The following is a 13,174-nucleotide window of genomic DNA, read 5'->3' on the forward strand; positions in this document are numbered from 1 at the left end:
TTGGGGCATCCAGCCACTCAGATGTCGAGTGTGCTGTCGCGTTCCCACTGGGTGAAATGCGAGCAATAGGCATTCCATTCCTGATGTTTGAGCTTGAGATAGGCGGCGGAAAACTCGGCTCCGATCGCTGCCTTCAAGCCCTCGTCGGCATCATAGGCACGCAGCGCGTCAAGCAGGTTGAGCGGCAGGCGCGGCGCGTCCTTCACCAGATGCCCCTCGGCATACATGTCGATATCGTAGTGCCGGCCGGGGTCTGCCTGGCTGCGGATGCCGTCGAGGCCGGCCGCGATGATGATCGCCTGCAGCAGGTACGGGTTGACCGCACCATCAGGCAGGCGCAGCTCGAAGCGTCCCGGTCCCGGCACGCGCACCATGTGGGTGCGGTTGTTGCCCGTCCAGGTCACGGTGTTCGGCGACCAGGTGGCACCGGATGTGGTGCGCGGCGCGTTGATGCGCTTGTAGGAATTGACCGTAGGATTGGTGATCGCGGCCAGCGCGGAGGCATGTTTCATGATGCCGCCCAGGAAGGTCTTACCCTGAGCGGAGAGCCCAAATGGCATTTCCTTGTCCGCGAAGGCGTTGACCTTACCATCGATGTCCCAGACCGAGATGTGGGCATGGCACCCGTTTCCGGTCAGGCCCTTGAAGGGCTTCGGCATGAACGTGGCGCGAAGGCCGTGTTTTTCGGCAACCGACTTCACCATGAACTTGAAGAAGGAGTGCTTGTCTGCCGTCTGAAGAGCGTCGTCATATTCCCAATTCATCTCGAACTGGCCGTTCGCGTCCTCGTGGTCGTTCTGATAAGGCTTCCAGCCGAGCTCGAGCATGTAGTCGCAAATCTCGGCAATGACATCATAGCGACGCATCACCGCCTGCTGATCGTAGCAGGGCTTTTCGGCTGTATCGAACTGGTCTGAAATCACCGAGCCGTCTGCAGAGATGAGAAAGAACTCGGGCTCGACGCCGGTTTTCACCCTGAGCCCTTCTTTCGCAGCTTCAGCGACCAGTCTTTTCAGCACCACACGCGGTGCCTGTTCGACAGGCTGATCGTCCATGACGCAGTCGGCTGCAACCCATGCCACGTCTTTTTTCCACGGAAGCTGGATGACGGTGGAAGCATCGGGAACCGCGAACAGGTCGGGATGGGCTGGCGTCAAATCGAGCCAGGTTGCGAAGCCCGCGAAGCCGGCGCCATCTTTCTGCATATCGGCGATGGCTTCTGCCGGGACCAGCTTGGCGCGTTGGCCGCCGAACAGATCGGTATAGCTGATCATGAAATATTTGATGCCTTTGTCTTTGGCAAAAGCAGCAAGATCCAGTGTCATTCTCGTTCCCCTTTGGATTTCTTCGAGACACTTTGCTTATGGATGCGAGGCGGCCGGGACGTTTGCCCGGCCGGTAGAAATCAGTAGCCTCCCTTGCCGGGATACCAGTTTGTGCCGGCGAGCGGGATCTGGGCCATTGCGGCCGCCTCCATCGTCAGCGCGCAAAGATCTTCAGGTTCCAGGTTGTGCAAGTGGTTCTTGCCGCAGGCGCGCGCGATGGTCTGGGCTTCCAGCGTCATAACCTTCAGATAGTTGGCGAGACGGCGGCCGGCGGCGATCGGATCGAGCCGCTTCATCAGTTCCGGGTCCTGCGTCGTGATACCAGCCGGGTCTTTGCCTTCGTGCCAGTCGTCATAGGCGCCGGCCGTCGTGCCGAGCTTCTGGTATTCTTCTTCCCAATGCGGATCGTTGTCGCCGATCGCAACGAGCGCTGCCGTGCCGATGGCGACGGCATCGGCGCCCAGCGCCAGTGCCTTGGCCACGTCGGCGCCCGAACGGATGCCGCCCGAGATGATCAGTTGCACCTTGCGATGCATGCCGAGATCCTGCAGCGCCTGGACGGCGGGGCGGATGCAGGCGAGCGTCGGCATGCCGACATTCTCGATGAAGACATCCTGCGTTGCCGCGGTTCCGCCCTGCATGCCATCGAGCACCACCACGTCGGCCCCAGCCTTCACGGCAAGCGCCGTATCGTAATAGGGACGCGCGCCGCCGACCTTCACATAGATCGGCTTTTCCCAGTCGGTGATCTCGCGCAGTTCCAGGATCTTGATTTCAAGGTCGTCCGGGCCGGTCCAATCCGGATGGCGGCAGGCCGAGCGCTGGTCGATTCCCTTCGGCAGGTTGCGCATGTTGGCGACGCGATCGGAGATCTTCTGGCCGAGTAGCATGCCGCCGCCGCCGGGCTTGGCGCCTTGACCGACGACCACTTCGATCGCGTCGGCGCGACGCAAGTCCTTAGGATTCATGCCGTATCGCGACGGCAGATACTGGTAGACCAACGTTTGTGAGTGGCCGCGCTCTTCATCGGTCATCCCGCCGTCGCCTGTCGTGGTGGAGGTTCCGGCAATCGTCGCGCCGCGTCCGAGCGCCTCCTTGGCATTGCCGGAGAGCGCGCCGAAGCTCATGCCGGCAATGGTGATCGGCGTCTTCAGGTGAATGGGCTTCTTGGCGAAACGCGCGCCGAGGACGACCGACGTGTCGCACTTCTCGCGGTAACCTTCGAGCGGATAGCGCGAGATCGATGCGCCGAGAAACAGCAGGTCGTCGAAATGCGGAACCTTCCGTTTGGTGCCGGCGCCACGGATGTCGTAAATGCCGGTCGCCGCGGCACGGCGGATTTCCGCCAGGGTGTAATCGTCGAAGGTCGCGGACTTGCGCGGCGGGGTATAGGGGTTGTGATAGCTCATGATGGTCCCTCGCCTTAATATGCGTCAGCGTTGTCGATATTGAAATTGTAGAGCTTGCGGGCGGAGCCGTAACGCTTGAATTCCTCGGGCCTCACTTCGCTCACACCCGCCTTTTCGAGAAGTTCGGCCAGCTTCGTCAGATGCTCGGGACGCAGCTCCTTTTCGATGCAATCGGCACCCAGGCTCTTGACCGAACCGCGTACGAAGAGCTTCGCCTCATAGAGCGAATCCCCAAGCGCATCGCCGGCATCGCCGAGCACCACGAGGTGGCCGGACTGGCCCATGAAGGCGGACATGTGACCGATATTGCCATGAACGACGATGTCGATGCCCTTCATCGAGATGCCGCAGCGTGACGCCGCATTGCCCTTGATGACAAGGAGGCCGCCGCGGCCGGTTGCGCCGGCATACTGGCTGGCATCGCCCTCGATGACGACGGTTCCAGACATCATGTTTTCCGCAACACCCGGACCTGCCGAACCGTGAACGGTGACGGTCCCGCCGTCGTTCATGCCGGCGCAGTAATAGCCGACCGACCCCTTTACATCGACCGTGACCGGCGCATCGATGCCGACGGCAACCGAATGGCTGCCGCGCGGATTGACGACTTCGAAGGAAAGGTCGTTCGAACCGTTCTGGATGTTGTGCAGGGCGCTGTTGAGTTCACGCAACGGCGTAGTGGCAAGATCAATGACAGGCATGTTTCGATAACCCTTGGAGAATACGCACGAGGCGCCGGTCAAGCGACCTTCTGGTGATCCCAGAAATAGACGGTTGCAGGCTCCGGCTCCCAGACCCGGGCATTCTCGATGCCGGGCAGATTGACGAGCGCCCGGTATTCCGAACCGAATGCGACATACTGGTCGGTTTCGGCCATGACGGCGGGCTTGCAGGCGATCGCATCGCGCACGACGCCGAAGCCTGACTTCGTGCCGACGACGAAGGTGAAGAAGCCGTCGAGGTCATTCACCGCGCCTTCCAGCGCCTGGCCGAGATTCTTGCCCTTGGCCATCTCTGCCGTCAGATAGGCGGCGGCGACCTCGGTGTCGTTTTCGGTTTCGAAGGTCATGCCTTCGCGCTTCAACTCGCGGCGCAGATTGTTGTGGTTCGAGAGCGAGCCATTATGCACCAGGCATTGGTCGGAGCCGGTGGAGAAAGGATGGGCGCCGAGCGTCGTGACTGCTGATTCCGTCGCCATGCGGGTATGGCCGATGCCGTGGGTGCCGGCCATTGAATTGACCGCGAAGCGGGAGACGACATCCTTCGGCAGGCCAGTTTCCTTATAGATCTCGATGGCATCGCCGCTGCTCATGATGCGAACATTCGGACGCAGTTCGGCAACGGCTGCCTTGCCCGTGTCGAGCAGATCCTTCGCAAGCGTGATGACGGCGTGCGTGCTCTTCACCTGGATGGCGACCGGTGCGCCAACCGTCTGGCCGAGCTCGGCCTCGAGGCCGGCGAAATCCTTCTTCGGATTGGCCGACTGGATGGTGATCTTGGCATTGTTGCCGCTGGCGTCACCATAGATAGCGATACCGGCGCTGTCCGGCCCCCGATCCGTCATCGTCACCAGCATCGAGGACAGCAGTGCCCCAAGCTCCGGTTCGAGACTTTTATCCTTGAGGAAGAGCCCCACAATTCCGCACATGACCAGACCTCCGTTCGTGTTGAGAAAGGACTAGCAGGTCTGTTTTCGTTTTTCAACTCGGAAGAAAGATTTTTTCTTTTAAGGCAAGTCAGCTTTTCGAGCTCTGCTGTGGATAGCTGATGATCGAGAGGTACTTGCTCGGCAGTTTCACCAGTTCCTCCGGCCCATGCGGCGCATCGGCGTCGAAGAACAGGCTGTCGCCCGGCTGCATCTGGAAAAGCTGGTCGCCGTGGCGGTAAACGACTTCGCCCTCGAGCATATAGAGAAACTCCATGCCCTCGTGCTGGAAGGTCGGGAAGATGTCGGAATCGGTCGTCAGGGTGATGAGATAGGGCTCGACGATGACGCCGCTGGTATTGTTGTCGATATGACCGAGTACATTATACTGATGACCGGCGCGCGTGCCGCGCCGTTCGAGCTCGATGCCCTGGCCTGCCTTGACGAAGACGGCGTTGCGCGGTTCCTCGAAACGGCGGAAGAAGGCCGTGAGCGGCACGCCAAGCGCCCGCGACAGCGATTGCAGCGTCGTCAGCGACGGCGAAATGTTGCCGTTCTCGATCTTCGACAGCATGCCGAGCGAAATGCCGGTCGCGGCCGCCAGATCGGTGACCGTGATGCCGAGTTTCTTGCGGTAGGCGCGCACCTCGTGGCCGATCGCCATTTCGAGGTTGTTTTCCTTCGGCTCCCGGACGGCGTGCGGGTCCTGGGAAAAGGGAGCGCGTCCACTATGCGCCTGTTCCGGTTGCTCTGCCGCTTCACGCCTGGATTTCATGGGTTTTCCACTGCCGCCTTCTCTTTTGTTCAGGGCAACCCTATCGTCATAGTGAAAATTTCTCAACCGTGAAGAAAACTATTGCCGCCGTGCCGCGCGTGGAGCGATGCCGTAGAGGGCACGGAACATCCGGGAAAAATGGCTCAGGCTGGAAAAACCGGTGGCCACCGCGATTTCCGAGACGGAAAGCGGGCTCTGTTTCAGCAGGCGATGGGCATGCTGAAGCCTGATCCTGCGGTATTGATCGAGGAAGGTGGTGCCGAGGTGAGCCGAAAAGAGCCGGTCGAGATGGCGGGGGGTGACGCCGGCGATGCGCGCCATGGCGGCGCGCTCGAGCGGCATCTCGATCGTCTCCTCCATCCGCTCGAGAACGCTGAGCAGGCCGGGATGATGGACGCCATAGCGTTCGGCCAGCGAGGCACGCTGGGGTGCAGCGGGCTCGTTGACCTCGGTATGAAGATACCAGTCGCTGACCCGGCGGGCGAAATCCGGTCCCATGCGTTCGGCGATCAGCACATGCATCATGTCGAGCGGGGCGATGCCACCGCCGCAGGTGATCCGGTTGCCGTCGATCATGAAACGCGCATGGCGCGGCGTGAGGTCCGGGAAGGCTTCGAGAAGGGCGGCCGCATGCTCCCAGTGGATCGTGAAGTCGCGGCCGCCGAGCAGTCCGGCGGCGGCCATCAGATAGGGGCCGCCCGAGATACCGCCGATCCGCACACCTTCGCGCGACAGCTGCCGCAAACAGGCAAGCACGCCTGGATACCGCCAGTCGCGCGGCGAACCGCCGGCGCAGACGAAGGCCGTTCCGAGCCCCGCGCCCCTGACGGGCAGAGGTTCGGCAGGGACGCTGACGCCCGAGGAAGAGAGCGCCGGTGCGCCATCCGGCGAGAAGATCTGAAGCCGATAGATCTCGCGCCCGGCCAGAAGATTTGCCGCCCGCAACGGTTCGGTCGCCGAGGCATAGGACATCAGCGCAAATCCCGGGATAAGGATGAAGCCGATCGTCTGCGCATTTCTGCTATCAAGTGAGGACATGTCCCTTTCTTAGCGATTGATGTCCCTTCTGTGCAAGTCCGCCCTCCCCTTTCTGGCATCATGCACCTGTTCTTTCCGGGGTGACCCATGCGCTATTCCGCTCTTTCGATTTTCCTGAACGGCCTTCGCGGCAACAAAGGCTGGGCGCCTGCCTGGCGCGATCCGGCGCCGAAGCCGCATTACGACGTCATCATCGTCGGTGGCGGCGGCCATGGTCTTGCCACCGCCTATTATCTTGCCAAGGAATTCGGTGTCACCAATGTCGCCGTCCTTGAAAAGGGCTATCTCGGCTCCGGCAATATCGGCAGGAACACGACGATCATCCGCTCCAACTACCTGCTACCGGGTAATAATCCCTTCTACGAACTGTCGATGAAACTCTGGGAGGGGCTGGAGCAGGACTTCAACTTCAACGCCATGGTCTCGCAGCGCGGCGTGCTCAACCTCTTCCATTCCGACGCTCAGCGCGACGCCTATACGCGCCGCGGCAACGCCATGCGGCTGCACGGCGTCGACGCCGAGCTTCTCGACCGGCAGGAAGTGCGCAAGAAATTGCCGTTCCTCGATTTCGGCAATGCCCGTTTCCCGATCATGGGCGGCCTGTTCCAGCCGCGCGGCGGCACGGTGCGCCACGATGCGGTGGCATGGGGTTATGCGCGCGGCGCCGATCAACGCGGTGTCGACATTATCACCCAATGCGAGGTCACCGGCATCCGCACCGAAAACGGTGAGATTACCGGCGTTGAGACCAGCAGGGGCTTCATCGGTTGCGGCAAACTGGCGCTCGCAGCCGCCGGCAACTCCACCGTCGTTGCCGATATGGCGGGCCTTCGCCTGCCGATCGAAAGCCATGTGCTGCAGGCCTTCGTTTCCGAAGGGCTGAAGCCCTTCATCGACACGGTCGTCACCTTCGGCGCCGGGCACTTCTACGCGTCCCAGTCGGACAAGGGCGGGCTGGTTTTCGGCGGCGATATCGACGGCTACAATTCCTATGCCCAGCGCGGCAATCTCGCGGCGGTCGAGCACGTCGCCGAAGCCGGATTGGCGCTGATCCCGTCGCTGTCGCGCGTGCGCTACCTGCGCTCATGGGGCGGCGTCATGGATATGAGCATGGACGGCTCGCCGATCATCGACCGCACCCATATCGACAATCTCTATCTCAATACCGGCTGGTGTTATGGCGGCTTCAAGGCCACACCCGCCTCCGGCTTCTGTTATGCCCATCTGATCGCCCGCAACGCGCCGCATCAGACCGCCCGCGCGTTCCGGCTCGATCGCTTCGCGCGCGGCTATCCGATCGACGAAAAGGGCGTCGGCGCCCAGCCCAATCTGCACTGAGGATATTCGACGATGGCAAGCCTGATTTCCTGTCCCCATTGCGGCGCCCGACCGAAGGAAGAATTTTCGATCCGCGGCGATGCGAGCCTTGCAAGGCCGGCCCCGGATGCCGGCGCGGAGGCCTGGTTCGATTATGTTTACCTGCGTGACAATCCGAGGGGCCGGCACAGCGAATACTGGCACCACTCTGCCGGATGCCGTCGCTGGCTGATCGTCGAGCGCGATACCGTCACCCATGCGGTCCACGGCGTCAGGGATGCCGCCCTTTCCAAGCTCGGCGGAGAACCGGCATGACGAGCTTCCGTCTTTCCGCCGGCGGCCGCATAGACCGCACTACTTCGCTCGGCTTCACCTTCGACGGCAGGGCGCTCGAAGGCCATCCGGGCGACACGCTTGCCTCGGCGCTGCTTGCCAGCGGTGTTCAGCTCGTCGGCCGCAGCTTCAAATATCATCGCCCGCGCGGCATCTTGACGGCGGGGGCTGCCGAACCGAACGCGCTGGTGACGACAGGCAGCGGCGGGCGCACCGAACCGAATACGCGCGCGACGATGATCGAGCTTTACCAGGGGCTGACGGCAAAGAGCCAGAACCGCTGGCCCTCGCTCGGCTTCGATGTCGGCGCGGTCAACGGGTTGCTCTCGCCCTTCCTCAGCGCCGGTTTCTACTACAAGACCTTCATGTGGCCGGCGGCCCTCTGGGAAAAGCTCTACGAGCCGGTGATCCGCAAGGCGGCGGGTCTCGGCAGGGCCTCCTACGAGGCCGATCCCGATACTTACGAGAAATGCTGGGCGCATTGCGATCTGCTGGTGATCGGCGCCGGCCCTGCCGGTCTTGCCGCGGCGCTCACCGCCGGCCGCGCCGGTGCGCGCGTCATCCTGGCCGACGAGGGATCCGAACTCGGCGGCAGCCTGCTTTCCGATAGCGGCACTGTTGACGGCAAACCGGCGGACGCGCTTCTGGGAGAGCTGCTTGCCGAGCTGGCGAGCCTGGAGAACGTGCGCCGCCTGCCGCGCATGACGGTGTTCGGCTGGTACGACGACAATGTCTTCGGCGCGGTCGAACGCGTGCAGAAGCATGTGGCGATGCCCGATCCCGATCGTCCTGTCGAAAGATTGTGGCGCGTTGTCGCCCGCCAGGCGATCCTTGCGACGGGCGCCGAAGAGCGGCCGCTTGTCTTCGGCGGCAACGATATTCCCGGTGTGATGGTGGCAGGCGCGATGCGCAGCTATCTCAACCGGCAGGCGGTCGCGCCCGGCAGAAGCACTGTCATCTTCACCACCAACGACGCCGGATATCGCACCGCTGCCGACCTTGAAGCCGCCGGCCTCGCGGTCGCGGCGATCGTCGACAGCCGCGGGGATGCGGCCGAGAGCTGGCAGGGCCGCGCCGAAGTGCTGAAGGGCGCCAGGGTCATCGATGCGTTTGGCGGCAAGCGCCTGCGCGGCGTCAGCGTCGAAACCAAAGGCGGCCTTCGCCGGATCGAAGCGGATGCGCTTGCCATGTCGGGCGGCTGGAGCCCGATCATCCACCTTGCCTGCCATCGCGGTGCGAAACCGCAATGGTCGGACGAGGCCTCGGCGTTTCTGGCGCCTGTCCAGCAGGAGGGCCTTGCCGTTGCCGGCTCGGCTGCCGGCATGGCGCAAACCGCGACCTGCCTCGGTGATGGCGCCGCAAAGGCAGCTGCCGCGTTGAAGGCGATCGGTTTCGCAGCGGCGGAGCCGGCCTTTGCAGCGGCGTCCGAGACGGCCGCACAGGCAAAACCGCTCTGGTCGGTCAAGGGCTCGAAGGGCAAGGCTTTCGTCGACTATCAGAACGACGTGCATCTCAAGGATCTCGGCCTCGCCGTCCGCGAAGGTTACGGTCATGTCGAACTCGCCAAGCGCTACACCACATCAGGTATGGCGACCGATCAGGGCAAGCTTTCCAATATCAACGCCATCGGCATTCTTGCCGAGGCGCGTGGCGTGTCACCTGCCGAAGTGGGAACGACGACCTTCCGGCCCTTCTATACGCCAGTTTCCTTCGGTGCTTTGACCGGGGCATCGCGCGGCAAACATTTCCAGCCGGCGCGCAAATCGCCGCTGCATGGCTGGGCTGAGAAGAACGGCGCGGTCTTCGTCGAAACCGGCCTCTGGTACCGTTCCTCCTGGTTCCCACGCTCCGGCGAGACGACATGGCGCGAAAGCGTCGACCGCGAGGTGCTGAACATCCGGAAGAATGCCGGCCTCTGCGACGTCTCGACCCTGGGCAAGATCGAGATTTTCGGGAAGGATGCAGCGACCTTCCTCGACCGCATCTATTGCAACGGCTTCGCCAAACTTGCCGTCGGCAAGGCGCGTTACGGCATCATGCTGCGCGAGGATGGCTTCATCTATGATGACGGCACCATCAGCCGGTTCGGTGACGAGCATTTCTTCATGACGACGACGACGGCGCTCGCCGCCGGCGTGCTGACCCATCTCGAATTCTGCGCCCAGACGCTCTGGCCGGAACTCGATGTCTGCTTCGCCTCCTCGACCGATCAATGGGCGCAGATGACCGTTGCCGGGCCGAAGTCGCGCGCCATCCTCTCCGAGATCGTCGACGAGGATCTGTCGGATGCGGCCTTCCCCTTCATGAGCGCCCGCAAGGTCTCCCTCTTCGGTGGCCGCCTCGAAGGCCGGCTCTTCCGGATTTCCTTCTCCGGTGAACTTGCCTACGAGCTCGCAGTACCGGCCGGCTACGGCGAAGGTGTCGCCGATGCGGTCATGGCGGCGGGCGAGAAACATGGCATCTGCGCCTATGGCGCCGAAGCGCTCGGCGTCATGCGCATCGAAAAGGGTCATGTCACCCATGCCGAAATCAACGGCACGGTGACGCCTGGCGATCTCGGCTTCGGCCGCATGGTTTCATCAACCAAGCCGGATTTCATCGGCAAGGCGATGCTTACGCGTGAAGGCCTGCAGGACCCCGAGCGGCCGCGCCTTGTCGGTGTCAAGCCGCTTAATCCGGCGACCGGATTCCGCACCGGCTCGCATATCCTTGCCGACGGCGCTGCGGCGACGCTCGAAAACGATCAGGGGTACGTCACATCAAGCGCCTTCTCGCCAGGGCTCGGTCATACGATCGGCCTGGCGCTCGTCAAGCGCGGGCCGGAGCGCATCGGTGAAAAGGTGACGGTCTGGAACGGCCTGCGCAACGAATTCACCGATGCGGTGCTCTGCCATCCCGTCTTCATCGATCCCGAAAACGAGAAGCTCCATGCGTGATCTTCCGCAACACAAACCGGTTCTTGCCGGCATGGCATATAACGGCATCTCAGGGACGGGCGTCCGGCTGGAAGCCTTGCCGGAGGGCCATCTCCTGCATGTGCTCGGCGCAATCGAGCCCACCGCGCTCGCCACGGAATTGGTGAAAGCAGGCTTTGCGAAAAGTTCGATCCGCAAGGCGGGTTTCCGGCAATGGTTCGTCGCCGGCGATGAGCCGCTTGTCCCCGCCAGCCTCGATGCTCTCGCGGCAGCGCTTGCGGGAAAGGCCTTCGTCATGGACCAGAGCCACGGACGCGTGCGCATCGGCGTTTCCGGCCGTTCTTCGCGGGCGCTTCTCTCAAGGGGGACCGCCGTCGATCTCGATCCTTCCGTCTTTCCGGAAGGCCATTCGGCCATGACGATGGTCGGTCATCTCTCCGTGCAGATCGTCCGCACCGGCGATGACAGCTTTAAGCTTACGGTCCTACGCAGCTTTGCCGAAAGCCTCTGGGACGATCTCGCGCATATGGCGGCCAGCGCCGAAAAGGATAGTGCATAAAGGCCATCCGTGCGCTTTGACGGGATGACGAACTGCGCTCCGCTTTGCGCAATCCTGGCGCACGGATGATCAGCAACATAGCCTTTGTCGGCAAGCGCACCACCGGCTCGAAACTGTCGATGAGGTCGTGGACAAAGGCGATGTCCTTCACCGTCCCGGTAACCGCCAATGGTTTGTCTCATAGCGAAAGAGATGATTGGCGTTCACGCCCAGCACATAGCCCTTATCCTGCTTTCTTGATGTCCTCGAATCTGAGACTGAACCGCGCGAGATATTTACTCAGGCGATCGGCATCGTTGCTGCTCTTTTTCTCCAATCGCGAGATCGCAAACAAGGCTCTGCCCGCCGCGCTTGCGGTGGCATGTTGACGGCAGGTATGCAGGACAGCGGCAAGCTGTGCTGCGTCAAAGCGATCGAGGCTGGCAGCAGTCTCTGCATCCAGCACTTCTTCAAGGATCATATCTACCCTGCCGTCGTCACTCGAGGCGCGCCAAAACGCATTCAGCCGTCGGACTTCATCATCTACGACGTTAGTCGTGATGCGCCCATGCGGTGCGAGGGTCGCCATGCGGGTCACGGAAGCCGACAGGTCGCGAAAATTGGCGCTCCAGACGGCCTGCGGGCCAGTTGCGAAAGTAAGGTAGCGTTCGCGTGCTTCCTTGTTGAACGTAACATTTTCGCCTTCTCGTTCCAGATAGCGCCTGAGCTCGAAGTCGAGATTGGGCTCTATGTCCTCCTTGCGCTCGCGCAGGGCCGGCAGCTGGAACGTCCAGAGGTTCAGGCGGGCATAGAGATCTTCGCGGAACCTTCCCTTTCGGACATCTTCGCCGAGATCGCGATTGGTGCCGGCAAGCAGCTGAAAATCCGCGGACACTTCGCGATCAGCGCCCACGGGCAGGAACTTCTTTTCCTCGATCGCGCGCAGGCACATGGCCTGTTCGTCAAGGCCGAGCTCGCCAATCTCGTCGAGGAACAGCACGCCTTTGTCGGCGGATTTGAGCAAGCCGGCACGCTCGCCGGCAGCGCCGGTAAACGCTCCTTTCACATGGCCGAACAGGGTGGACATGGCCTGGTCACCGCGCAGGGTCGCGCAGTTGACCTCGATGAACGGACCACTGACCTTGCGCTGGCTCTTCTTCAACTCGTAGATCCTGCGGGCGAGTTGCGACTTGCCGGCCCCGGTTGGCCCGGTCAGGAGAACAGGCGCGGTCGAGCGGATCACCACCCTCTCGATCTCGTCGATCATTCTGTTGAAGGTGGCGCTGCGGGTCGAAATCCCCGATTTCAGGAAAGAGGCGGCATCTTCCCGCTCGGAAGCGAAGCGCTTGGCGATCTCGTCATAGCGGGAAAGGTCGAGGTCGATGATCCGGTGCGTGCCGGCGAAATCCTGATCAGGTTCCCGGTCGCGCGGCGGCGAGAGCTGCAACAGCTGGCCGGGAATGATGCGGGCTTCGGTCAGCAGGAACCAGCAGATCTGGGCGACATGGGTGCCGGTGGTGATGTTGACGAGATAGTCTTCCGTTTCGGGGTCGAAGTTGTAGTTGCGGGCAAAGTCCCTGAGGCTCGTATAGACCTCCGAAAAATCCCAGGGGTCCCGGAAGTTGATTATGTTGCTCCGCACCTCCGTTGCCGGTGCCACGGTTTCGATGTCGGCAACGATGCGGTGACAGAGAGCTTGCGAGTGGTTGTCGTGGATCAGCTCCAGCCGGTCGATGAACTGGCCCGGTTGCTGGCAGAGCGCGACATTGGGCCGCCAGCGGCTCCAGCGATTTTCCCATTTCCCTGCATCCAGGGTGGTTCCCAATATGCTGATGGCGACGCGGCGCTTCATGTCTTATCCAAAATTATAAGAGACTAT

The 13,174-nt window shown here is 62.2% G+C and carries 11 protein-coding genes; 4 read left to right on the forward strand and 7 right to left on the reverse strand.

What is annotated here, in order from left to right; genetic code table 11:
- Positions 1-17: 17 nt before the first annotated feature.
- From glnT to G9X68_RS26475, 6 genes are all read right to left on the reverse strand, one after another.
- Positions 18-1,325, reverse strand: a complete 1,308-nt coding sequence (gene glnT, locus G9X68_RS26450; protein WP_168315148.1) for a type III glutamate--ammonia ligase — start codon at positions 1,323-1,325, stop codon at positions 18-20.
- An 80-nt stretch (positions 1,326-1,405) separates the two neighbouring features.
- Positions 1,406-2,734: an FMN-binding glutamate synthase family protein gene (locus tag G9X68_RS26455; protein ID WP_003548137.1), complete on the reverse strand. Its 1,329-nt coding sequence runs from the start codon at positions 2,732-2,734 to the stop codon at positions 1,406-1,408.
- A gap of 14 nt (positions 2,735-2,748) precedes the next feature.
- A complete protein-coding gene (locus G9X68_RS26460) occupies positions 2,749-3,435 on the reverse strand; it encodes a GltB/FmdC/FwdC-like GXGXG domain-containing protein (RefSeq protein ID WP_027665463.1) in 687 nt (228 codons plus the stop codon).
- 38 nt (positions 3,436-3,473) lie between these two features.
- Positions 3,474-4,382: a class II glutamine amidotransferase gene (locus tag G9X68_RS26465; RefSeq protein WP_168312517.1), complete on the reverse strand. Its 909-nt coding sequence runs from the start codon at positions 4,380-4,382 to the stop codon at positions 3,474-3,476.
- 88 nt (positions 4,383-4,470) lie between these two features.
- Positions 4,471-5,154 carry a helix-turn-helix domain-containing protein gene (locus G9X68_RS26470; protein ID WP_027665461.1) on the reverse strand — a complete coding sequence of 228 codons (684 nt, stop codon included), beginning with the start codon at positions 5,152-5,154 and terminating at the stop codon, positions 4,471-4,473.
- Between the two features lie 78 nt (positions 5,155-5,232).
- A complete protein-coding gene (locus G9X68_RS26475; RefSeq protein ID WP_171604894.1) occupies positions 5,233-6,192 on the reverse strand; it encodes a GlxA family transcriptional regulator in 960 nt (319 codons plus the stop codon).
- Between the two features lie 87 nt (positions 6,193-6,279).
- Between G9X68_RS26475 and G9X68_RS26480 the strand changes: the two genes are divergently transcribed.
- The 4 genes from G9X68_RS26480 to G9X68_RS26495 are packed head-to-tail and all read left to right on the forward strand — an operon-like array spanning position 6,280 to position 11,316.
- Positions 6,280-7,530: a sarcosine oxidase subunit beta family protein gene (locus G9X68_RS26480; protein WP_171604895.1), complete on the forward strand. Its 1,251-nt coding sequence runs from the start codon at positions 6,280-6,282 to the stop codon at positions 7,528-7,530.
- A gap of 12 nt (positions 7,531-7,542) precedes the next feature.
- Positions 7,543-7,824 (forward strand): sarcosine oxidase subunit delta, encoded by a 282-nt coding sequence (locus tag G9X68_RS26485; protein WP_171604896.1) that lies wholly within the window; start codon positions 7,543-7,545, stop codon positions 7,822-7,824.
- Positions 7,821-10,778, forward strand: a complete 2,958-nt coding sequence (locus G9X68_RS26490) for a sarcosine oxidase subunit alpha family protein (protein ID WP_171604897.1) — start codon at positions 7,821-7,823, stop codon at positions 10,776-10,778. The genes G9X68_RS26485 and G9X68_RS26490 overlap by 4 nt, the downstream gene beginning before the upstream one ends.
- Positions 10,771-11,316 carry a sarcosine oxidase subunit gamma family protein gene (locus G9X68_RS26495; RefSeq protein WP_171604898.1) on the forward strand — a complete coding sequence of 182 codons (546 nt, stop codon included), beginning with the start codon at positions 10,771-10,773 and terminating at the stop codon, positions 11,314-11,316. The genes G9X68_RS26490 and G9X68_RS26495 overlap by 8 nt, the downstream gene beginning before the upstream one ends.
- A 223-nt stretch (positions 11,317-11,539) precedes the next feature.
- Here G9X68_RS26495 and rtcR read toward each other — a convergent pair whose 3' ends face one another.
- Positions 11,540-13,147, reverse strand: coding sequence for an RNA repair transcriptional activator RtcR (gene rtcR / locus G9X68_RS26500; protein ID WP_171604899.1), 1,608 nt, complete (start codon positions 13,145-13,147; stop codon positions 11,540-11,542).
- Between the last annotated feature and the right edge of the window lie 27 nt (positions 13,148-13,174).

The organism is Rhizobium changzhiense (assembly GCF_013087625.1).
GTDB classification, from domain to species: domain Bacteria; phylum Pseudomonadota; class Alphaproteobacteria; order Rhizobiales; family Rhizobiaceae; genus Rhizobium; species Rhizobium sophorae.

Excerpts from the sequence above, each read along its gene's own strand:
- G9X68_RS26475 (WP_171604894.1), bottom strand. The coding sequence starts at position 6,192 with ATGTCCTCACTTGATAGCAGAAATGCGCAGACGATCGGCTTCATCCTT.
- G9X68_RS26490 (WP_171604897.1), top strand. The coding sequence starts at position 7,821 with ATGACGAGCTTCCGTCTTTCCGCCGGCGGCCGCATAGACCGCACTACT.
- G9X68_RS26455 (WP_003548137.1), bottom strand. The coding sequence starts at position 2,734 with ATGAGCTATCACAACCCCTATACCCCGCCGCGCAAGTCCGCGACCTTC.
- rtcR (WP_171604899.1), bottom strand. The coding sequence starts at position 13,147 with ATGAAGCGCCGCGTCGCCATCAGCATATTGGGAACCACCCTGGATGCA.
- G9X68_RS26485 (WP_171604896.1), top strand. The coding sequence starts at position 7,543 with ATGGCAAGCCTGATTTCCTGTCCCCATTGCGGCGCCCGACCGAAGGAA.
- G9X68_RS26480 (WP_171604895.1), top strand. The coding sequence starts at position 6,280 with ATGCGCTATTCCGCTCTTTCGATTTTCCTGAACGGCCTTCGCGGCAAC.
- G9X68_RS26470 (WP_027665461.1), bottom strand. The coding sequence starts at position 5,154 with ATGAAATCCAGGCGTGAAGCGGCAGAGCAACCGGAACAGGCGCATAGT.
- G9X68_RS26460 (WP_027665463.1), bottom strand. The coding sequence starts at position 3,435 with ATGCCTGTCATTGATCTTGCCACTACGCCGTTGCGTGAACTCAACAGC.
- G9X68_RS26495 (WP_171604898.1), top strand. The coding sequence starts at position 10,771 with ATGCGTGATCTTCCGCAACACAAACCGGTTCTTGCCGGCATGGCATAT.
- glnT (WP_168315148.1), bottom strand. The coding sequence starts at position 1,325 with ATGACACTGGATCTTGCTGCTTTTGCCAAAGACAAAGGCATCAAATAT.
- G9X68_RS26465 (WP_168312517.1), bottom strand. The coding sequence starts at position 4,382 with ATGTGCGGAATTGTGGGGCTCTTCCTCAAGGATAAAAGTCTCGAACCG.